The organism is Micromonospora sp. SYSU B005 (assembly GCF_055362685.1).
In genome coordinates, this window is sequence record NZ_JAXCFU010000012.1 from 39,027 (window position 1) to 59,857 (window position 20,831).

Consider the following 20,831-nt stretch of genomic DNA (forward strand, 5'->3'; position numbering starts at 1 on the left):
GCGGCTTGCACCGTGGGTGAGACGACGGCCGTCTGCTTTCCAGAGTCACCTCGCCTGCACGGTAATGGGGCCTGAGAGTTTCTTGGGAGTTTGCTCCTTCGGCGCTCCGAATGAACGGAGTCTCTCCCGTGCAGGTTCGAATGGTGTCTATGTAGTTGTGAGTCATTCGCAGGTTAGGTGACCGCACATACCGCGTCAACATCATCCTGCCTATAGCTGACGCCTATACATCGCCGTCGGATCGCTACGACGCTGCGGGATGGGCGTGGGGATTGGCCCGCCACCATCGGGCGAAGGCAGCATTGTCGTTCACGTGATCCAGGTAGGCCCGGGTGATGGCCTGGAACAGGGCGCTGCTCTGTGCATAGGTCAGCGCATCGCGCCGCCAGACGACCATTAGCCTGGCCAGCAACTGCGGCTCCCCGCGCAGCGGCAGCACCCGAGTCCCGGCGGCCGGGGCCCAGGTCGGGTCGACCAGCCGGACACCGTCTCCGGCGGCCACCAGTGGGTGCGCGGCGCCGCTCGGCGCTTCGTACCGGATCTTCGGCTCGAAACCTGCGGCGCGGCAGGCCCGTCGCAGCGAGGCGAGTGAGCCGTCGTCCGGCCCTGGCGGGCACACCCACGATTCGTTTCTCAGGTCGGCCAGCCGCACCTGCTCGTGGTGGGACTGCGGGTGGGAGGCGGACATGGCGACGAAGATCGGGTAACGGGGGATCAGTGGCCGACTGGTGAGCGTGGGACCGATCGGCAGCTCGAAGCCCTCGAGGATGCCCAGCAACGCGGCATCCAACTGGCCTCGGGTGAGCGCCTCCACCAACAGTCGCGAGGACGGCTCGATCTGCAGCGCGATCTCCGGATCCGGGAACGCTTCCGCGACATGGCGTACGAGGCTGCCCGCGCAAGCGATGTGGACGGTGCCGAGTCGGAGCAGGCCTGGAATGGGGTGTCGGTCGCCGAAGTCCTCGACGAGCGCGTCGACCTCGGCCAGCACGACGCGGGCGCGCTGGAGCACCTGCTTGCCGAGTTCGGTCGGTTGCATACCGGTACGGCTTCGGACGAACAGCGGCCCACCGACCGTCTTCTCGATCCGATGCACCTGGGCTGTCAGCGCGGGCTGCGACAGGCCCAGGCGGGAGGCGGCGCCGGTCACGCTTCCGGCCTCGGCGATGGCACTGATCGCCCGCAGGTGGCGCACATCGATGCCCATGACCGAGATTATGCACGCGACCGCAGGCAGTGCGGCGGCCACAGGCCAGGCGGGCGCGCCGCCCGGCGACTCTCGCCGGGCGGCGCGCTCATACCCATCACATGTGGTTCAGTAGCGCGTGCTCACCGTGGCGCCAGAGCAGGCGGTCTTCCCGTAGAGGCTGATGTAGTGGTACCCGGCGGCCGGGCTGGGGATGGCCAACGACTCGGTGTTGCCGGCCCCGGCGGAGGAGCGGGTGGCGTTGCTGGTGGTGGCCCAGCTCGACGGACTGTAGTAGAGATCGCAGTTGCCCGTGCCGCCGACTACGGCAATGGTCAGGGTGCTGACGCCGGCGGGCAGGTAGATGTACAGGTAGTCGTAGTTGCCCGCGGTCGCGGAGCGTCCACTGCGCTGACAGTTGCGATCGAGGGTGCGCGTGTCGGTGCCGCTGCATTCCGGCACGGTGGTGCCGCCGCCCGTCGTGACCGAGATGGTCTGGGACGATCTCGCGGTCGCTCCCTGGTTGTCGGTGACCGTCAGCGAGACGGTGTAGGTGCCGGCCGTAGCGTAGGTCTTGCTGGGGTTGACGGCCGGCGAGGTGCTCCCGTCCCCGAAGGCCCACTGCCGGGACGCGATGCTGCCGTCGGCGTCCGTGGACCGGTCGGTGAAGGTGGCGGTGAGCCCACTGGTCGTCACGGTGAACGAGGCGGACGGGGGCTGGTTGGTCGGGGGCGGCGTGGTGCTCCCGCCGCAATCCCCTGCCGCGCAGCGCGTCAGCCAGGCGTCGAAGTCCGCGTCGTAGCGCGAGCCAATGGTGCTGGTGAGGTACGTGCGGGCGGCGTTGAATGCCCCCGATCGGTAGTATCCGAGCACTGTCGTCATGTCCGGCCGATGGGACTGCATCATGTACCGCACGGCCAGGTAGCCCCAGTTGTAGATGCGCGTCTGGTCGTTGTTGTAGGTGGTGTCGAACAACGTACGCAGCGCATAGGTGTGGTTGCCCGCCTGGTTCTGGGCGCTGGTGTAGGTGACGTTCCGGTAGGAGTAGGAGACGTACTCGGCGAAGCCTTCGATCCACCAGATGGTCGGTGTGGTGATGTTGGCGCTGAAGTCGCCGTACATGTTGAACCGGCCATCGAGGTAGTGGGTGTACTCGTGGTTGAGGTTCCAGATCTGGAAGGCCGGCCGGACCCACTCGGCTTCGTAGGCGATGAACCTTGCCTGGTTGTTGGGGTCTGACGGGTTGCCCTCCAGGTACATACCACCGTTGTTCGTATCGATGCCGTAGATGGCACCCGCGTAGGTCTGGTAGTCGGTGCTCGAGTTGAAGACGACCACCTCGATGTCGGTGTTGACATCGCCTGCCACCGGCCCGCTGTCTGCGACCAGGCTGTGGAAGTAGGCGTCCTGACCCTTCAGACTGGTGCAGGACTGGCTCAGCTCAGCCGAGGTCATGTCCTGCGCGACGATCTTGATCGATGGACTGCATGTGTAGTTGATCGTCAGGACAGAGCTGGTCAGCTGTGCGGAGAGGTTGCAGGTGGTGTAGTAGGAGCAGTTGGCGACGTCGTATGCCTGGGTCATCTCTGCGACGCCGACCCAGAGCGGCGCCGTCGGGCCGGTCATGTTGCTTCGCGAGAGAAGCGCCGACGCCATCGGCCGCACGATGGGACTGAGCGGGGCGTGCTGCAGGAATCGTCCGAGTTCCCGGCCCGCGTTCGACGTGAGGTAGCCGTTGTCGGTGCCGAGGAGACCGGCGTGGGTGTTGGCGAAGTTGTACAGGTTGTCGAGCACGGTGCGGTCGGCCTGCACGGCGGAGACGAACGCGGGCACCTGGTGGCCTCGGAACAGCACCGTGTAGACGTTGTTGACCGCGTTGAGCATGTACCAGGACGAGGTGTACGACGAGTTGAAGCCGGTCAGGAGCCGGTTTACCACGAACAGGTATCGGGCGTTCTCCTGTGCGCTGTCGATGAGCGTCACCGCCTCCGCCAGGGTCTCACCGTTGGCGTCGGTCACGTCCCAGGCGCGCGGGTTCGCGAAGAAGGCGTCGAGCGCTGAGCGGATCGCGGTCTGCAGTGCCGGCCCGTAGGTTCCGACGCTCGTGTCGTACCACTGCACGTAGTAGCCGGCCCGCAGGTAGAGAACGAGCTGGGGCATGCCGGTGGAGGGGTTACCCGGGTAGCCGGGCGAGCCGTCGCGCACCGCGTACGCGACGCTTGCCATCTGCGCCTCGCGGAAGGCGTTGTAGGCATCGCTGCCGGAGAGGCTGAACAGGCTGTTGATGCAGTCGACCGTGGATCCCTTGATCTGGCTGACCAGCGCCGACCCCGTTCGGCTGGTGAAGTCTGCGGTGCTGCAGGCGGCAGCGGCGGCGCGAGACCCGGCGTCCGACGGCCGAGCGCGTCGCTTCGGGGTTGCCGGGCGGTCGTAGTCGACACGGGCGGCGTCCTTCGCGGCCGGCTGCGGCGGGCGCTTGTGTACGGGGAGCGCCTGCTCGCTCACATGGTCTACCCGGTTCTTGCCCCGAACAGTCGCATCGCCCGCTGCCGGCGGTGCCGCATCGGCCTTCCTGGCCTGCTGCCCGGGTGGCACGGGGCGCGCCGAGTTCGCGGCGGCCGGCGGCGCGATGACGCCGCAGGCGAGCGTCAGCGCGGTGAGCGCGCCGAACAGCTGACCTAGTCTTCGCCGCAATGGGTGTCCAGACATGCTCTCTCCTCATGGGCGAGGGTGTGATCCAGCAAAGGCGCTGACGCACTTCGATGGATGCTTGGGGGGTGGACGCTAGCCAGGCGGCTCCGGCGGCCACAACGAGTCCACAGCGGGCGGTCAGGGTGGCCCGCCTGGGCCTTACCGGAACCTGTGAGCGATGCGTCGAGGGTCGTCGGACCGATCAGGCGACGTGATGGACAGATGACATGAAAGCGGGCGGTCCGGTCGTGCGATCGTCCAGGTGTTCACGATTCAGACACCGGACGGCAACCATGGCGACCATCTTGCTCATCGACGAAGACCATCGCTATCGGCGGCTACTCGGCGATCAGTTGACGCGCTTCGGTCATCTGGTCACCGAGATCGCCCTCCATGAGAGCGGGCGGACGTTGTCCGACCTGACCTGCCACACCCACCGGAGGCCGGATGTCGTGATCGTGGACCCGGTCGTGCCGGCGGTGGACGGGCTGCTGCTGATGCGCCTGCTTTGTGTCGCGTCCCGCCGCCCGGTTCTGGCACACAGCATCAGGAGTATCGATGATGACGCCGTCCGCATGCTGCGCGCCGGCGCAGACGGATTCCTGCCGAAGCCGTGTCCACCCGCGGTGGTCGACGCCTCCGTCCGCGCTCTGCTGCGCCGGGTTCCGCCGGCACCGCCTCCGGCGCCGTCCGAGGTCGGCGCTCTTCGCATCGATGTGGCAGGTCGCAGCGTCTCAGTGGATGGACGACCCGTGGCGCTGACGCGTAACGAGTTCGAGCTTCTCGCCTATCTTGCGGAGCACCCCGGCCGGGTGGTGCCACGGTCGCAGCTCCGGACGAGGATCCGCGCGGAGGGCCTGCCGTCGGCGGCGTCCCTCGACGTCCTGCTGTCCCGTCTGCGGCGCAAGCTGGGCGAGCGCTCGACAGGCACGAAATACCTGCACACCGCTCGGGGGCGGGGAGTCTCGTTGCGACCGGTGCCGGCGCGGGAGCAGATCACGCAGACATCCGGGAGCGATGCGGCGCGTTGATCGCCGATCGTTCTGGGCCGCGCCGCGGCGCACTTCATTGAGGACCGCGATGCGTTGCGGCAAGGGACGTGGTCCGACGGGCCGTTACCAGACGAAGCAGCATGACGAGGGACGAGTGTGATGTCATGGGGAAGATCGGTCATCGGCCCGCCGAGCGACAACTCGCCTACACGTTCGGGGGTCGGATACCAGTCGCGCATCTGCGCTCCGGCGATGTGCTGGAGGTGTACACCGAGGACTTCTTCGGCGGCCGGCTTCGCAGTGCGTCCGACCTGTCGCCCTGGACGCCGGAGACGCCGCATCTGAATCCGGTCTCCGGCCCCTTCCTGATCGAGGAGGCCGAGCCCGGTGACACACTCGCCATCCACATCGTCTCGATCGTTCCCGCGCGAGACTGGGGGGTGTCGTCCACGGCTCCACACGTCGGCGTGCTCGGATCCGGTGTACGAGCGGTTGCGCTCGGCGCACCGGTCGAGGATCGGGTCTGGTTCTACGAGATAGATCGTCGGGCCGGAACGGTCCGGTTCCAGTCGACGAGAACGGACCATGCGATAGACCTGCCGCTGGAGCCGACAATCGGCACCATAGGCGTGTCTCCCGGGAGACTCGAGGCTCGGTCCACCATGGTGCCTGATTTCTACGGCGGGAAGCTCGACATCCCCGAGGCGCGTGCGGGCGCGACCCTGTACCTGGGTGTCAACGTTCACGGGGCGATGCTTGCGCTCGGTGACGGCTACGCTCGCCAGGGGCACGGCCAGACCTGTCCCGCCGGTGTGGCGATCGCTACCGTCACCACTGTCGCCATTGAGGTGATCAAGGGATGGCAGACCAGTTGGCCACGGTTGGAGACCGACCTCGATCTCATGTCGATCGGCTGCGCCCGTCCTCTCGATGACGCATATCGAATAGCTCACCAGGATCTGGTGAGCTGGGTCGGATCCTTGGCGGGGCTGGAGCTGCTGGACGCTCATCAGCTCGTCTCGCAGGCAGGGCGGACGGCCCTCGGCAACGTGCGCGACGCGAACTACACGCTTCTCGCCGCGATCGGGAGACAACTGGTACCCCATCCTGCTGCCGCATACGACGACGCACACGATCGGCTCAAGCGGACCGCCGCCTCGGCGGGATAGCGGTCGTCGATCCCTCCGCGCACCGGGGCGTGCTTGCTGGTCGATGAGAGTGCTGTTCGTCGTCGCGAGGCGCCGTCAGACAAGCTGATGGGTGCCTCGACCAGCGCGGCTGGAAAACGGGACTCTCCATCGCGAACGTCGAGTAGGTGCCGAGGATGACCTCGAAGAGGCGGTCGGCCTGTTCGGCACTCATGCGACGGCGATGCCACCAGAGCGTGAGGTGCATGCGCAGCGGTTCCCCGGCGAGGGGAACGACTGCGACTCCCGGACCGCCATGGGAAGTCGGCTCCACCAGCTGAACGGCGCGTCCGGAGCCGACGAGCTGCCGCCCGCCGCCGCTGGGCACGTCGAACTGGATTCGCGGGGCGAAGCCTGCCTTGCGGGCCGCCTGCCAGAAGGCGGACAGGGAACCGTCCTCTCCGCCGGGCGGCCTGATCCATGCCTCTTCTTTGAGCCCTTCCAGGGGGATCTCCCGAAGACCCGCCGCCCGGTGGGCGCTGGAGACAGCGACGTACACCGGGATTGCCGACGCGAGCACCCTCTCACCTAGTTCCTGGGGAAGTGGAATCTGATGGGACTCCGCAATCGCCAGCACTGCCACATCGAGGTCGCCGTGCACCAGTCGCTGGGCCAGCTTCAGGCTGGACGGCTCGACGCACATCGAGAAGGAGATATCCGGGAAGCTCGTCTCCAGACGCTGGAACAGAGATGAGACGCACTCCATGTGCACAGATCCGAAGCGGATTGTGCCGACCGGGCCAGCGATCTCTCCCCCCAACGCGTCCATTTCGGCGACCAATAGGCGGGCTCGTTGGAGGAACTGCTCCCCGAAGGTGGTGGATCGAGCGCCACCGCGCCCACGCTGGAATATCTGATGACCGACCATCCGTTCGACACGCTGAAGCAGGGTCGTGACGGAAGGCTGCGAGATCCCCAGTCTGGATGCTGCTTTCGAGATGCTTCCGGTATCGGCGATCGCGCAAACGACTCTCAGATGCCGGATTTCCAGATCCATGCGTGCACCCTATCCATCCGGGTTCAGGCCGGGTAGGCGCTACTCCCCCGTCCTCGAGCGAGGGCATGTCGTCAAGAAAGCGTCGCAGTCTCGGCGGCAATGGCGGGCGGAAGCTTCGCGCGCATTCATGAACCGTCAGGGGGTTCGGGGTGGTGACCCGGCGGCTACGGCTCATCGGGGGATAGGCCAGCGGGACGGCGCCCGCTGGCCGAAATATCCTTCATGGTGTCGCGGCCTTCACCGCGAGGACCGGACAGGAGACCCGGAGCAGGATCTCCTGTGCGGTCGAGCCCAAGATCAGCTTGCCGATCGGGCTTCGATGCCGGATTCCGATGACTACCAACGACACGTCCTGCGCCTCGGCGAGGTCGGCTATCTCCTCGGCGGCGTCCCGACCCTGCATGAGCTGCCTGATCGCGAACGGTACCCCGGACGCGGTCAGCTCGCGGGTCACCGCGTCCAGGTCGGGCTGCTGGGCGAAGCAGGGATCGACGTAGGCATCTCCCCGCGAGGTGTTCACCACGAGCACCGGCTCGTCGCGGAATCGCGCTTGTCCGATCGCGGCCTGCAGGGCCGCCATTCCCATCGGGGATGGAACGTATCCCACCAGAACGGTCACCCTGTCACCATCCTTGCACGCCGGCGGAGGACGAACCGCCGGACCAACGGCCAGAAGAGCACCACCAGTACGGTGGTGTAGATCAGACCCGACACCCAGCCGCCCAGCAGCCCGTGCCACTCTCCACCGGACAGCTGCAACGCCCGGCGGCCCTGCAGTTCGGCGCGCGGAGCCAGGATCACCCCGACTATCAGCGGCAGGATCGGCAGCCCGAACCGGCGCAGGCCGAAGCCGAGCAGGCCGAGTACGAGCAGCAGGAAAAGGTCGAACGGCTGTGCGTTGACGGCGTACGCGCCCATCGACGCGAAGAAGAGGATGCCGGCGTAGAGATACGGTCGAGGAATCCGAAGCAGCCGCGCCCAGGCGGGCGCGAGCGGGAGATTCAGCACCAGCAGCAGCAGATTCCCGACGAAGAGGCTGGCGATGAGCGTCCAGACCAGACCCGACTCCCGCTCGAAGAGCAGCGGGCCGGGTTGGATGCCGTACTGCTCGAAGGCGGCCAGCATCACCGCGGCGGTGGCATTGGTGGGCAGGCCGATGGCGAGCATCGGTACCAGCGTGCCGGCGGCGGACGCGTTGTTGGCCGCCTCGGGGCCGGCAACGCCTTCGATCGCTCCCCGACCGAACTCGTCCCGGTGCTTGGACAACTTCTTCTCGGTGGCATACGACAGGAACGTGGGTATCTCAGCGCCGCCCGCGGGTAGCGCCCCGAACGGGAATCCGTAAGCGGTGCCGCGCAGCCAGGGCTTCCAGGACCGGCGCCAGTCGTCGCGGCCCATCCACGGCCGGCCGACCGGGATCACCTCGGCCGGACGGCGTCGGAGGTGCGCGGCGATCCAGAGTGCTTCGCCCACGGCGAAGATCCCGACAGCCACCACAACCACGTCGATGCCGTCTGCGAGCTGCGGCACACCGAAGGTGAGCCGCTGTTGACCGGTCACCCTGTCGATCCCCACCACTCCGATGACCAGGCCGATCAGCAGCGAGGCGAAACCGCGTATCCGGGAGGCGCCCAGCACCGAGGTGACGGCGACGAACGACAGCAGCATCAGGGCGAAGTAGTCCGGCGCGCCGAGGCTGACCGCGAACCGGACCACCGGCGGGGTGATGACCACAAGCAGCAGGGTGGCGATGGTTCCGGCGACGAACGACCCGATCGCGGCGGTGGCCAGCGCCTGCGCTGCCCGGCCGGCCTTTGCCATCTTGTTGCCCTCGATCGCGGTCACCACCGACGAGGACTCACCGGGAGTGTTGAGCAGGATCGACGTCGTCGATCCGCCGTACATTCCGCCGTAGAAGATGCCGGCGAACATGATGAAGGCCTGGGTGGGCTCCATGCCGTACGTCACCGGCAGCAGCAGCGCCACTGTCATCGCGGGGCCGATGCCCGGTAGTACACCGACCGCTGTGCCGATGGTGACACCGAGAAGCGCGATGAGCAGGTTCATCGGCGTCGCCACGTGGGCGAACCCGTCGAGAAGCGAATGGAGGTTCTGCATCTAGAGGATTCCTCGCAGCACGCCGGCGGGCAGGCTGATGCCGAGCCCGATGGCGAATGTGTAGAACGTGATGAGCGAGAGTCCCACGGCGATCAGCAGGTTCCGGACGTGGCCGCGGCTGCCGAGCGCGAAGGCCGTGCCCCAGAAGAGCAACGTGCCACTGATCACCCAGCCGAGCGGCTCGATCAACACTGCGTTGGTCAGGAACGCCGCGACGAGAAGCAGGACGGTGCGCCAGTCGACAGGGGTGGCCAGGTCGACGTCCTCGCCGGCCTCCGGCTCGCCGACGCCGCCACGAGCCACATCCACGGCGTAGACCACCGCGACGACCATGAGCAGCGTTCCGAGCAGGATCGGCACCGGCCGTGGGCCGAGCGGGTCGGTGCTGCTCACCGCCTGACCGATCTGGGTCGCGTCGACGACGACCATGATCCCGACCAGCGCCAGGAAGATGCAGACGACGTACTGTGCGCGGTCCGGCTTCGACGCATCCGCTGCGGAACGCGGAGCGTCGGCCGCTCGTACCGCGTCCGACGGCTCAGGCGCGGGCTGGATCGGAATGTCAGACAACGCCGGGAACCGAGACGGCGAACCGCCGTCCCGATCCGATCGGCTCGGCCGGCCGGTCATGCCAGGCCGAGCTGCTTGAGCAGGTCAGCCACCGACTTGTCCTGCTGGGCGAGGAAGGCGGCGAACTGATCGCCTGTGACGAACGCATCGGTCCAGCCCCGCTTGGTGAGTTCGGTCTTCCACTCGGCGGAGTCGTGCATCCTGGTCAACGCATCGATCCACAGCTTCTTGTCGGCGTCGCTGATGCCGGGCGGTGCGACAATGCCCCGCCAGTTGGTGAAGACGAGGTCGATACCCGCGGACTTCAGCGTCGGTACCTCCGGAAGCGCGCCGACAGGCGCTTCGCTGGTCACCGCGAGAACCCGGAGCTGCCCGGCCTCGACCTGATCGAGGAACTCCCCGAACCCACTTGCGCCGAAGGCCACCTTGCCTCCGAGCAGGGCTGGCAGTAGCTCGCCTCCACCGTCGTACGAGATGTAGTTGACCTGTCGCGGGTCGATGCCGATGGTCTTGGCCAATTGCATCGGCAGCAGGTGGTCGGGGCCGCCGGGGGACGAGCCGCCGCCGACAGCGAGGCCCTCCGGGTTGGCCTTCCAGGCCGTGACCAAGTCGTTGATCGTCCGGTACGGCGAGTTCTTCGGCACGACGACCGCGCCTGCTTCCTCGATCATTTTGGCCAGCGGGGTGGTATCGGTCAGAGTGGCCGACGACTTCGAGGTGTACGAGGCGCCGACCACCCCCAGCCCCATCTGCATCGCGAGCTTGCCGTTGCCCTTCTCGTTCACGATGCGCTGCAGTCCGACCGTGCCGCCTGCACCGGGCAGGTTGAACACCTGCACGCCAGCGGCGATCTTGGCATCTTCCATCACCTTCGCCGCCGTGCGGGCCGTGGTGTCGTATCCACCACCGGGGCTGTTCGGCACCATGATGCGTAGACCGGTGATCGGCTTGCCGTCGCCGCCGGCGCCCGCCTCGCCCTCTTCTGCCGTGGCGCCGCAGCCCACCAGGGCAAGCGCCATGGTTACGGAGACGCCCACGAGTAGCGCATTTCTTTTGGTTGCCATCAGGTTTCTCTTCCGTTTCGATTCAGACCGGCGGCAAGATGATGACCCCGACGCCGGCTCCCCGTCTGCCTTGTGTCACCAGCGGAAGTTGAGGTCTTTGTGGTCGCGGTCACGCCTCGGCGTCGTACGCTCGCCGGGCAGTTGCTCGCTCTCCAACTCGCGATCATCGTCGTGGTGCTCGCAGCGGTGGCGGCCGTGTCGCTGGCGCAGTCGGCGGCTACCTTCAACCGGGTCGAAGGCCGCCGTGTTGCTGCCCTCGGCGAACAACTCGCCGGAAACCCGCTGCTACGGGACCGCCTCGACCGGCCGGCGCCCGGGGAGACGATCGCGTCCCTGGTGCAGAACCTGCCGGTTCAGGCGAACGTGACCACCGTCAGCGTCGCCGATGACAGCGGACGGATAGTCACCTCCACCAACCCGACGCTGGTCGGCAGCCTCATGGTGCTCGGTGATCCGAGGGTCGCCGGCGGTCGAAGCTGGTTCGGCGAGCTGGCGGTGGGCGGAACACGCGAGCTGGTGGCACAGGTACCGGTCCTGGGCGACCGCAAGAAGGAGAACCTCGGACGGCATCTGGGCGTGGTGATGGTCGGCGAGGCACTTCCGTCCTGGTGGCAGCGACTGGTCGGCGCTTCGTCCTACCTCTTCACCTACCTCGGCATAGCCAGCGCCCTCGGAGTACTCGGATCATGGCTGCTGGCCCGGCGCATCAAGCGGCAGACCCTCGGCCTCGAACCGCGGGAGATCGCCGGTCTGGCGGAGCACCGGGAGGCGCTGCTGCACGGCATAGCCGAAGGAGTCATCGCACTCGATCCGCAACACCGGGTCACGCTGGTCAACTCTGTCGGCCGCCGATTGCTCGACCTGCCCGAACATTGCCTCGGCCGCAGCCTGTCGGAGCTTAGGATTGAGGGCCGGTTACGCGACGTACTCGCGGGGGCGGGCAGCGCGCGGGAGACGCGGGACCAGGTCGTGGTTCGGGGCGGCCGGGTGCTCGTGATGAGCCGGATGACGGTGAACAAGGACGGCCGGCGGCTCGGCTCGGTCACCACACTGCGGGACCGGACCGAGCTGGCCCGCCTGGAGCAGGAGATCGGTTCCTTTCGCAGTACCACCGAGTCACTGCGCGCACAGACACACGAGTTCGCGAATCAGCTGCACACCATCTCCGGGCTGATCCAGATCGGTGAGCACGAGGAGGTGGTCCGGTATGTCGAGGCGCTCAGCCGGCATCGCGCCTCCCTGGACCTCGCGGTGACGAGCCGGATCCACGACACTGCGGTGGCAGCTCTGCTCACGGCCAAATCGGCGGTCGCCGCCGAGCGCCGCGTGGAACTGCGGATCTCTGAGCGGACCAGGTTGGGCCGGCTGGACATGGCGGTATCGGCCGATGTGGGTACGGTGTTGGGCAACCTCGTGGACAACGCCGTCGAAGCCGTCGCAGGAGGCCGGAATGTCTCCCCCGCGGATTCCGGCGCCGGCCCGGACATCAACAGCAGGCCGGCCGCCGGGAACCAGTGGGTGGAAGTCGAGTTGCGTCAGGATTCCGCATCGATCGAGATCGTCGTCCGTGACTCGGGGCCGGGGATCGCTCCCCGACTGGCACAGGAAGTGTTCGCCCACGGTTTCACGACGAAAGCGGCAGAGGGCGGTGAACGGGGTATCGGCCTCGCGCTCACCCGCATGGTCTGTCACCGTCGCGGCGGAGAGGTCGCAGTGACGAACACCGATGAGGGCGCGATGTTCACAGCGCGAATGTCGGTAGCTCCGCTGGAGGCAGGGCCGTGATCGACGTGCTGATCGTTGACGACGACTTCATGGTGGCCCGGATCCATCGCGGTTTCGTCGAACGTCTCGAAGGTTTCCGGGTCGTGGCGACCACGAGCACCGGTGAACAGGCGATCGCCGCGGTGGAGCAGTTACGCCCCGACCTGGTGCTGCTCGACTTGTACCTTCCGGACATGTTCGGCCTCGACGTCGTCGCCAGGCTGCACGCCACCGGGCATGACTGCGACGTCCTCGTCATCAGCGCTGCCCGGGAAGTCGACACGGTACGGAGGGCCGTCCGGTACGGCGCGGTCAACTACCTCCTCAAACCGTTCAGCTTCGAGGAACTGCGAGGCAGGCTCGAACAGTACGCGGCCCGGCGTAGCACTTTCTCGAACAGCGTGGTCTGCGACCAAGCGGATATCGACCGGGCGCTCACGTCCAGCAGCCCGATCACCGGCGCGCCCGCCCTGCCCCGTGGCCTGAGCCCGGAGACTGCTGGACTGGTCGAACAGATCCTCCGGGAGCAAACGGGCACCGTTTCCGCTGCGGAGTGCGCGAATCAGATCGGCATCTCCCGGGTCAGCGCCCGCCGCTACCTTGAGCACTTCACCACAGCCGGCCAGGCCGCGGTTACTCTCAAATACGGAAGCACCGGACGGCCGGAGCGCCGTTACCGCTGGACTGGCCGTTAGCCGAGGCGATGTCGACCCAGCATCCGAAGACCTGCAGCACGTTCGGCCCGTACTCCATCAAGGGCTGAACCGGGTCCGGGCCGGGCGGAACGGCGCAGCGCCAGCACGGTGGGGCGACGACCGGCACGGCGGACAGTCCGGCGTCCTACGACATCGTCCTGACCTTCGCGCGCGGCACCGGACTCTCGGGGCCAGTGGAGATCAGCCCTGCCGCGGAGTCCGGCCTGGCATGGACCGTCGCCCAGGTCGACAACACCTGGCCGGTCGGGAAGGACCGAATCGCCGTCGACTCCACCACAGGCGCGGTCACCGCCCGCAGCGACTTCGCCGACTGGCCACTGCTCGCGCAGCTCAGCAGCCTCGGCATGCTCACCCGTCGGCGCCGCCGGGCCATACCCGTCTCACCCGCCCCCTGCAGGTAGCCGACCCGCACAGCTGTCCGGCCGCCACCGCTGCGGGGCGGCCGGACAGCTGTGGTCGCGTGTCGGTCAGCGGGGCCAGGACCCGGTCACCGGCGGAACGGCGCCCGGCATGTCGACCGACTCAAGGCTGTCAGCCTGCCACGCCAGGCCCGGAACGCTTGGCTTACGACGCTCCGTGCAACCCCAGGAGGACCGACCTTTACCGATGAACGGTCCGGGAATCCGCGTCGGCAAGTGAGGGCAAGCCATAGGCGTTGGCTATGACTGAAGTCCGGGAATGCTCACTACCGCCAGGCGCCGCGTACGCGAAGCCTGAACGGGTGATCGTTCTCGCTGACCTGCCCGGCCGTCGCCGCGTACCCGGAGCCGCCGGGCTCGGCGCGGCGGTGTCGCTGGGGCTTGCCGCGACGGTGGCCGCCACGTCGGTTCCCGTGGTCGGCGCGCCCGTCTTCTCCGTTGTGGCCGGGGTCTTGCTGAGTCCGCTGACGCGGCGCCGGTCCGAGGCGATGGCGCCGGGGCTGCACCTGGCCAAGGGCTGGCTGCTTCAGGTGTCAGTCGTGTTGCTCGGCGCTGAGTTGTCGCTCGCCGAGGTGCTGTCGGTGAGCGCGGGATCGTTGCCGGTGATGCTGGGTACGCTCGGGCCTTGCCTGCTGTTGGCCTGGTTGGTGGGCCGGGCGCTCGGTGTTCCTCGCGATCTGCGCACCCTGATCGGTGTAGGCACCGGCATCTGCGGTGCCTCCGCCATCGCGGCGACGACCCCGGTGATCCGGGCGAAGAGCAACGACGTGGCGTACGCGATCTCGACGATCTTCCTCTTCAACGTGGCAGCCGTGCTGATCTTTCCACCGCTCGGGCACGCGCTGGGGATGAGCGCGCACGCGTTCGGTCTCTTCGCGGGCACCGCCGTCAACGACACGAGCTCGGTGGTCGCGGCGGCGAGCGCGTACCACCAGGACGCCACGGAATACGCGGTGGTCGTCAAGCTCGCCCGCACCCTGATGATCATCCCGATCGTCCTGGTGCTCGCGGCCCTGAACCACCGCCGCGAGGTCCGGCCGGAGACGTCGAGGGTCCGGCTCGCGGTTTCTGTCGTGCCCTGGTTCCTGGTCGCGTTCCTCGTCGTGGCCGCGCTGAACACGGGTGGGCTCATCCCCGCCGCCATCCAGACCACCGCACACCAGGTGGCGCTGCTGTTCATCGCGATCGCCCTCGCCGCCGTCGGTCTGTCCACCGACGTGGCCGCCCTGCGGCGCACCGGTGCACGGCCGTTGCTGCTCGGCCTGATCCTCTGGGTCGCGGTCAGCTCAGCCAGCTTGGCCACGCAACACCTGCTGACCTGCTGACGAAGGCGGTACGGCGAGTTGCCTGTGACAGACTGCGCGAGATGCCACTGCCCGCCTGGATAAGCGACCTGCCGGCGCTCGACCTGCTGCTGTCCGTTGCCGAGACGGGGAGCGTAGGGCGGGCGGCGCGGGCGCACGGGATCACCCAGCCCAGCGCCAGTGCTCGGCTTGCCAGGCTGGAGCGCCGGCTCGGCGTACCACTGCTGATGCGTTCGCGGCGCGGCAGCCTTCTCACACCCGCCGGCGAGACGGTGGTCGTCTGGTCACGTACCGTAATCGACGCCGCGCAGAACCTGGCCGACGGAGTTCTGGCGTTGCGCGCCGACCGGCAGGCGCGACTGCGTATCTCGGCGAGTCTCACCGTGGCCGAGTACCTGCTGCCGGCTTGGCTGCTGACGCTGCGCCGCGTCCATCCCGAACTGGATATCTCAGCCCACGTATCGAACAGCCGCGGCGTCGTCGAGGCCGTCCGCTCGGGCGCGGTGGACGTGGGGTTCGTCGAGTCACCCGACATCCCGCCCGATCTGGGCGCCCGCGCCGTGGGCGACGACCGGCTCGCCCTTGTCGTCGCCGCCGACTACCCGCTCGCCGCGCACGCCTGGCGCGCGTTGCGGCCGACCGACCTCGCCGATCAGCCCCTGTTGCTGCGCGAGCCCGGCTCCGGCACCCGCGACACGTTCCTGAACGCTGTCGAGTGCGCCCTCGGCTTCGCGCCGTCGCTGCCGCATGCCATCAGCCTCGGCTCGACCACCACGATCCTCTCCACGGTCCGTGCCGGGGGTGGCATCGGTGTGGTCAGCGCGCGTGCGGCCGCGCCCGCCGTAGCAGCGGGCGAACTGGTCGAGCTCCGCGTCGAGGGTCTCCCGCTGACACGCCCGTTGCACGCCCTGTGGCTGGGCCGTAGCCCGACCGCCGTCGCGACGGAACTGCTGGCGATCGCCGCCGCTCCTGCCACCCGGCGATAGCACCCAGCGGCGCGGCGCCTGCCACGCCGGCCCATTGTCGTCGCGCCGGACCGTGCGGATGCGGAACCTCAGGATATGCCCGAAGAAATGCAGCCACACGGGTGACGTCGCTTCCGTATCGGCGGCACAGCCGTCGGCAAGCGCGGTCATGGTTTGTCGGGTCCTGGCGGTGCTCGTTCCTATCGGGTAGCGATGTTGCGGGATACGCCTCCGTTTGGGCCTGGTGTGCGGAAATCTTCATGCAGAGGGCAATGGTGAGGAGGCGGCGTGCTGGTCGCGGACCGCAGACTGGTGGGCCTGCTGCTGCTGACCGCGGTGTCTCCGACGGTCGAGGCCGTCGTCTTGGTCTCGCTGGGTTTCGTCGCGGCGCGGGGCCTCGCGCCGCAGGCGGCGGCGGTATGGCCGTACGACACCTACCACGACCTGCGGTGGCTGTATGTCTACCACGACTCCTGGCCATCATTCGTGTTCTGGCTCAGTTTGCTGGTGGTGGCCCGAGGGCTCTTCCACACACTGCTGGTGATGTTGGCATGGCCGGCTGAGGTGCCTCGGCCATCGGCGCGGTGGCTGATGAAACGGAATGTCGGGCTCGCCGCGTTGGTGGCGGTCTTCGTAGCCCCGTGGGCCTTGATCTCGGTGGCCGCGTCGGTGGTGGCGCTGTCCTGGGTCCTGCTGGCCTCCCTGGTGCCGTTGTTCCTGCTGGCGCCCTTCCTGCAACGGGCAGCTGTGGTAGGGCCGTGGTGGCGAGGCCTGCCATCGGTCTCGCTGGTGGGATGGTCGATGCTGAACTTCGTGGTCCTGACCGTGGCCGGCGCGTTGTGCTGGAGTCTGCCGGGCTGGTGGTCGGTGCCGGTGGCCGCCGCGGCCGGGGTGGTCAACGGGCTGCTGTGGAACCGGACGGTCCGTACCGCGCTGATCAATCCATCGACACGGTGGGTGAGGTTGCCGGCGACTCCCGTCGCGGCGGTTCTCGCCCTCGCGGTGCCGTTGCTCATCCCCCCGATGGTGGACGCCGTGCCGGACAAGAGCCTGCGGGCCGAGGCGGTGGTCCTCGACCATCCGCTGCCGCCCGACGTGCCGCAGGCAGTCATCGTCCTCGCAGGTTACGGGTCGTCGTACGAAGGCGAGCAACCTCTCGACAATCGTGTCGAGAGGTTCTCCTACCGAGGGTTGAGCCGGGACGGCACACCCCTGCCCTACCAGCCGCACGACACCACGATCTCGGTGACGGACAGCGTGGGACTCCTCGACGAACAGGTGCGACGACTACACCAACGCACCGGCCGGCCGATCGCCCTCATCGGGGAAAGCGAAGGCGCCATCGTCGCCCGAACCTACCTTCAGCAGCGAGCGCACCCCGCCGTCGACACACTGGCCATGTTCAGTCCCCTGATCAACGCGGGCCGCGCCTACTACCCGCCTCCACGTGAGAACCACGGCTGGGGCGTGGCGACTGGATCGCAGCTACGTATCGTGTTCGGCGCGATGCGCCTGTTCGGTGGCCCGCATGCCGGTCCCGACGAACCGTTCATCCGCTCCCTGGTCGACGACGCGCCGTTCTACCGCAACCAACTCATGTGTCCGGTGCCCGGAATCCGGATGGTGGCTTTCATTCCCACCACCACGGCCGCAGAGGCACCGCCCGGCGAGTACAGCCGGATCCCCGTCTTCCAGATGCCCGGCGTGCACGGAGGCCTTCTCAACCGCAGCCTGGTCGAAGACCGGCTCCTGGCCTTCCTCTCCGGCGAACCGATCCAGCAGGAACGCGAGGAGTACCCCTACCTTCAACGTCTCGGCGCCGCCTGGCAGGCCCCGCCCCTGCCCATCGCCGCCAATCCGGCCTGGTCCGCATTCCGGCAACCCGATCCCGTTTTCACGGGAAAGGTGTGCCAGCCAACCGACTGATCCGCCCTCGTATGTTGACAGCCCACCGCGGAGCCGGCGGAGCCCGAGTCACTCGCCGGGGCAGACGGTGCTGGTGCTGGGTCGAGCGCGAACCTTACGTGCGCCTGCGGGTAGCGTCACCCGGACTCTCTCGAGCCACAGCGCGAGGTCGATTGATGATCAGCAAGCGGGCGGCAGCCAGTACCAGTCCGAGCACCAGCACCGTGCGGACCGGGTAATAGGTGAGGAAGAACAGGTGGAGCCCGACGAAGATCACCACCGCGGCCACAGCCAGGAACGTCGACCAACGCCGGCGGAGCGGTCCGAGGGCTCCGGCCAGTGCCGTGAAAACCCCGACGGCCAGATGCAGCCAGGCCCAGCCGGTGAGGTCGTGCTCATGCACTGCACCTTCGGCAACGGAGACGTAGCGGGCGCCACTCAGGTCGGCCGCACCAGCTACCGCGTCGAAGATCCCGGCCAGGCCCAGCAAGACAGCCGCCAGCCGTAGGCCCCGGTCACCTGCGTTCCCGTCGGCCACCACACCTCCCATTGATGCTCGCACCTGCTGGTAAGAGCGTCGATGTGGCGGGCAGACACGTATTGGGGCTCTCTGCTGTGCCTGCGCCGCTCCGATCCTTGCGGGGCCGAGCCAGTCCCAGCGGCCGGTGCGAGACTTCCCTACGAGCGTCACCGCTGCGGGCGGCCTCTGGCGGGTCGAGAACTGTGCCCCGCTACGTTCTTCGATGCGGGACGCCGAGGTGATGCCGGCGGTGGCTCGTCAGGCTGACGGCCACGACGCAGAGGCCGGCGATGACTGCCGCGGCGAGGATGTCGCCTGGGTAGTGCACGCCGACCCAGACGCGGGCGACCCCGACGACGAGCGCCGCGCCGGCCAGTACCACGCCCCACCGGCGGCCCAGGAAGGCGTAAACGCCGAACGCCAGCGCAAACGCGGCGGTAGCGTGGTCGCTGGGCAGCGAGACTCCCGCATCGTGAGGGATCAGCTGGTGCACATGATGACTCTGGAATGGGCGCTGCTGACTGTTCGAATGCGCCAGGACGGTGGCTGCGACGAAGGCGAGGACCAGGGCGGCCCCGAGCTCGACGACCGGGCGTATTCGTCGGCGGCGCAGTCTCGCCACCGCAAGCAGAGCGGTGACTGCGAAGATCAGATACAGCAGCCTGGTCGCGGCGAACTCCATGACGTCGTCGATACCGTCGATGCGCCCGGCGTGATCGTTGATGAGTTCGAACAGGCGGTAGTTCACCATGTCATCCTGCCGACTCAGTGGCGGGAAGTCGGGGAGATCGGGTTATCCGCGGGGTTCCGGTCGGCGAAGCAGCCCGTTGGCGACCAGTTCGACGGTCACCCCGACGGCGATCGCCTCAACGGCCAACAGCGCGACGAGGACCAGCAGTTGGGCCGCCCCAGCCGACGGGTGTGCCGCCGCCGAGCAGCACGCCCGCGCGAAGGCTCCGGGGAGCGTGACCAGCCCTACCGTGCGGGTCTGGTCCAGCGCGGGAATCAGCGCCTGCCCCGCGTCCCCGGCGAGCCTAGTACTCCAACGTCACTTGGCTCTGGCGTTGGGCGTGGCGCGGGCATGAAGACGGCCACCGCGTTGATCATCGATGGTTTGTGAAGACAACCGAAGATCGTGCGGTGGCCGCGTGCCACAGCGTAAACCCCGCCGGGTGGCGGGTCATCCTGGACGAGGCGGTGACGCGTGTCGCTGACCGGTTCGTGCGGGCAGAGCCGCGTCGGACCGCCGGGCAGTTCGTGGAAGGACTGCTGTCGGGCGTGGAGCGCAAGACCTGCTGGTCCATCGCGGAACGGGCTGGCCACGATGATCCGCAGGCGATGCAGCGGCTGCTGCGCACGGCTGTGTGGGACGCCGACACCGTCCGCGACGACGTTCGGGCCTGGCTGATCGAGCAACTCGGCCACCCCAACGCGGTGCTGGCCTGCGACGAGACCGGCTTCCTGAAGAAGGGCCTGTGTTCGGTCGGGGTCCAGCGGCAGTACACCGGCACCGCCGGCCGCGTCGAGAACAGCCAGGTCGGGGTGTTCCTCGCCTACGTCTCACCTCTGGGGCGGGCGATGATCGACCGCCGGCTCTACCTACCCGAGACGACGTGGTGCGACCGGCCTGAGCGTCTCACCGCCGCCGGCGTTCCCGACCAGGTCGGGTTCGCCACGAAGCCGGCCCTGGCCCGGCAGATGATCGCCGCCGCGGTGGACGCCGAAATCCCGTTCGCGTGGGTGACCGGCGACGAGGTCTACGGCGCCGACCCCGGCCTACGCGCTGACCTCGAACACTATGGGATCGGTTACGTGCTGGCCGTCGGCTGCGACCGACGCGTGGCGGTCAACAACGGCCGCACCCTCATCCGCGTCGACGACCTCGCCGAGCGGATACCCACCCGCGAATGGCAGCCCCACAGCTGCGGGCCGGGCGCGAAAGGTCCCCGCGACTACCTGTGGGCCTGGATCACCACGGCCACCCAACCCGGCGAGCACCGATGGCTGCTTATCCGCCGTAACCGCACCACCGGCGAGCTGGCCTTCTACCTGTGCTGGTCACCCCGCCCAGTGCCGCTGCACACCCTCGCGACCGTCGCCGGCTCCCGTTGGAGCATCGAGGAGCTGTTCCAGACCGGCAAAGGTCAGGTCGGTCTGGACCATTACCAGGTCCGCAGTTGGACCGGCTGGCACCGATTCATCACCCTGGCCATGCTCGCCCTGGCCGTCCTGACCATCCTCGCAGCCCAGCAGCCCGACACCGACCCGAAGATCATCGCGTTGACCGTCGCCGAGATCCGCCGACTCCTCAACGCCTTCGTCCTCGCCACATCGCTCCCGCCAGAGCACACCCTGCACTGGTCGCTCTGGCGACGAACATCCCAAGCCCGCGCCCGCCGATCCCACTACCAGCGCAGACAGGCCAAATGACGT

The 20,831-nt window shown here is 67.9% G+C and carries 19 protein-coding genes and 1 riboswitch; of the genes, 9 read left to right on the plus strand and 10 right to left on the minus strand.

All coding sequences use genetic code 11. From position 1 onward, the window contains the following. Nucleotides 1–49 precede the first annotated feature (49 nt). Nucleotides 50–139: riboswitch (glycine riboswitch) on the minus strand. 105 nt (nt 140–244) lie between these two features. Next, nucleotides 245–1,207, minus strand: coding sequence for a LysR family transcriptional regulator (locus tag SM452_RS23880; RefSeq protein ID WP_187693133.1), 963 nt, complete (start codon nt 1,205–1,207; stop codon nt 245–247). 108 nt (nt 1,208–1,315) lie between these two features. Next, on the minus strand, nt 1,316–3,895 hold the full coding sequence (locus tag SM452_RS23885) for a collagenase (protein ID WP_187693132.1): 2,580 nt from the start codon (nt 3,893–3,895) through the stop codon (nt 1,316–1,318). A 275-nt stretch (nt 3,896–4,170) separates the two neighbouring features. Here SM452_RS23885 and SM452_RS23890 point away from each other — a divergent pair, with 275 nt between their 5' ends. After that, nucleotides 4,171–4,908 carry a response regulator transcription factor gene (locus SM452_RS23890; RefSeq protein WP_463840733.1) on the plus strand — a complete coding sequence of 246 codons (738 nt, stop codon included), beginning with the start codon at nt 4,171–4,173 and terminating at the stop codon, nt 4,906–4,908. A gap of 101 nt (nt 4,909–5,009) precedes the next feature. Next, complete coding sequence (locus SM452_RS23895) at nt 5,010–6,038, plus strand: acetamidase/formamidase family protein (protein ID WP_435153922.1); 1,029 nt, start codon at nt 5,010–5,012, stop codon at nt 6,036–6,038. On the opposite strand, the gene SM452_RS23900 is transcribed toward SM452_RS23895, so the two are convergent. The 5 genes from SM452_RS23900 to SM452_RS23920 form a co-directional block, all read right to left on the minus strand. Further along, a complete protein-coding gene (locus SM452_RS23900; protein WP_463840734.1) occupies nt 6,010–7,053 on the minus strand; it encodes a LysR family transcriptional regulator in 1,044 nt (347 codons plus the stop codon). The two genes, SM452_RS23895 and SM452_RS23900, sit on opposite strands and share 29 nt — an antisense overlap. A gap of 220 nt (nt 7,054–7,273) precedes the next feature. Beyond that, nucleotides 7,274–7,672 (minus strand): universal stress protein, encoded by a 399-nt coding sequence (locus tag SM452_RS23905; RefSeq protein ID WP_435153916.1) that lies wholly within the window; start codon nt 7,670–7,672, stop codon nt 7,274–7,276. Beyond that, complete coding sequence (locus SM452_RS23910; RefSeq protein WP_356961807.1) at nt 7,669–9,171, minus strand: tripartite tricarboxylate transporter permease; 1,503 nt, start codon at nt 9,169–9,171, stop codon at nt 7,669–7,671. Before SM452_RS23910 ends, SM452_RS23905 begins: the two co-directional genes overlap by 4 nt. After that, the gene (locus SM452_RS23915) at nt 9,172–9,801 is read right to left on the minus strand and encodes a tripartite tricarboxylate transporter TctB family protein (protein ID WP_463840735.1); all 630 of its coding nucleotides are present in this window, start codon (nt 9,799–9,801) and stop codon (nt 9,172–9,174) included. It lies immediately after the preceding gene. Beyond that, nucleotides 9,798–10,778, minus strand: coding sequence for a Bug family tripartite tricarboxylate transporter substrate binding protein (locus SM452_RS23920; RefSeq protein ID WP_435153911.1), 981 nt, complete (start codon nt 10,776–10,778; stop codon nt 9,798–9,800). The genes SM452_RS23915 and SM452_RS23920 overlap by 4 nt, the downstream gene beginning before the upstream one ends. Nucleotides 10,779–10,946: 168 nt before the next feature. Between SM452_RS23920 and SM452_RS23925 the strand changes: the two genes are divergently transcribed. From SM452_RS23925 to SM452_RS23950, 6 genes are all read left to right on the plus strand, one after another. Continuing rightward, nucleotides 10,947–12,590: a sensor histidine kinase gene (locus SM452_RS23925; RefSeq protein ID WP_463840736.1), complete on the plus strand. Its 1,644-nt coding sequence runs from the start codon at nt 10,947–10,949 to the stop codon at nt 12,588–12,590. Then, nucleotides 12,587–13,264 carry a response regulator gene (locus SM452_RS23930; protein ID WP_435153907.1) on the plus strand — a complete coding sequence of 226 codons (678 nt, stop codon included), beginning with the start codon at nt 12,587–12,589 and terminating at the stop codon, nt 13,262–13,264. Before SM452_RS23925 ends, SM452_RS23930 begins: the two co-directional genes overlap by 4 nt. A gap of 194 nt (nt 13,265–13,458) precedes the next feature. Beyond that, entirely contained in the window at nt 13,459–13,686 is a 228-nt protein-coding gene (locus SM452_RS23935; protein WP_435153905.1) for a hypothetical protein, read from the plus strand. Between the two features lie 260 nt (nt 13,687–13,946). Beyond that, on the plus strand, nt 13,947–15,029 hold the full coding sequence (locus SM452_RS23940) for a YeiH family protein (RefSeq protein WP_463840737.1): 1,083 nt from the start codon (nt 13,947–13,949) through the stop codon (nt 15,027–15,029). Nucleotides 15,030–15,070: 41 nt separating this feature from the next. Beyond that, nucleotides 15,071–15,994 (plus strand): LysR substrate-binding domain-containing protein, encoded by a 924-nt coding sequence (locus SM452_RS23945; protein WP_463840738.1) that lies wholly within the window; start codon nt 15,071–15,073, stop codon nt 15,992–15,994. Between the two features lie 267 nt (nt 15,995–16,261). Continuing rightward, nucleotides 16,262–17,899, plus strand: a complete 1,638-nt coding sequence (locus SM452_RS23950; RefSeq protein WP_463840739.1) for a hypothetical protein — start codon at nt 16,262–16,264, stop codon at nt 17,897–17,899. Nucleotides 17,900–17,993: 94 nt separating this feature from the next. On the opposite strand, the gene SM452_RS23955 is transcribed toward SM452_RS23950, so the two are convergent. From SM452_RS23955 to SM452_RS23965, 3 genes are all read right to left on the minus strand, one after another. Then, entirely contained in the window at nt 17,994–18,416 is a 423-nt protein-coding gene (locus tag SM452_RS23955) for a DUF7144 family membrane protein (protein WP_463840740.1), read from the minus strand. A gap of 193 nt (nt 18,417–18,609) precedes the next feature. Then, nucleotides 18,610–19,146: a phosphatase PAP2 family protein gene (locus SM452_RS23960; protein WP_463840741.1), complete on the minus strand. Its 537-nt coding sequence runs from the start codon at nt 19,144–19,146 to the stop codon at nt 18,610–18,612. A gap of 45 nt (nt 19,147–19,191) precedes the next feature. Beyond that, complete coding sequence (locus tag SM452_RS23965; protein ID WP_463840777.1) at nt 19,192–19,407, minus strand: ABC transporter permease; 216 nt, start codon at nt 19,405–19,407, stop codon at nt 19,192–19,194. Nucleotides 19,408–19,595: 188 nt separating this feature from the next. On the opposite strand from SM452_RS23965, the gene SM452_RS23970 reads away from it, so the two are divergent. Further along, nucleotides 19,596–20,828, plus strand: coding sequence for an IS701 family transposase (locus SM452_RS23970; protein ID WP_463840778.1), 1,233 nt, complete (start codon nt 19,596–19,598; stop codon nt 20,826–20,828). Nucleotides 20,829–20,831: the final 3 nt, after the last annotated feature.

Coding starts and splice junctions, on each gene's coding strand:
- SM452_RS23880 (WP_187693133.1), bottom strand. CDS start 1,207: ATGGGCATCGATGTGCGCCACCTGCGGGCGATCAGTGCCATCGCCGAG.
- SM452_RS23885 (WP_187693132.1), bottom strand. CDS start 3,895: ATGTCTGGACACCCATTGCGGCGAAGACTAGGTCAGCTGTTCGGCGCG.
- SM452_RS23890 (WP_463840733.1), top strand. CDS start 4,171: ATGGCGACCATCTTGCTCATCGACGAAGACCATCGCTATCGGCGGCTA.
- SM452_RS23895 (WP_435153922.1), top strand. CDS start 5,010: ATGACGAGGGACGAGTGTGATGTCATGGGGAAGATCGGTCATCGGCCC.
- SM452_RS23900 (WP_463840734.1), bottom strand. CDS start 7,053: ATGGATCTGGAAATCCGGCATCTGAGAGTCGTTTGCGCGATCGCCGAT.
- SM452_RS23910 (WP_356961807.1), bottom strand. CDS start 9,171: ATGCAGAACCTCCATTCGCTTCTCGACGGGTTCGCCCACGTGGCGACG.
- SM452_RS23915 (WP_463840735.1), bottom strand. CDS start 9,801: ATGACCGGCCGGCCGAGCCGATCGGATCGGGACGGCGGTTCGCCGTCT.
- SM452_RS23940 (WP_463840737.1), top strand. CDS start 13,947: ATGACTGAAGTCCGGGAATGCTCACTACCGCCAGGCGCCGCGTACGCG.
- SM452_RS23945 (WP_463840738.1), top strand. CDS start 15,071: ATGCCACTGCCCGCCTGGATAAGCGACCTGCCGGCGCTCGACCTGCTG.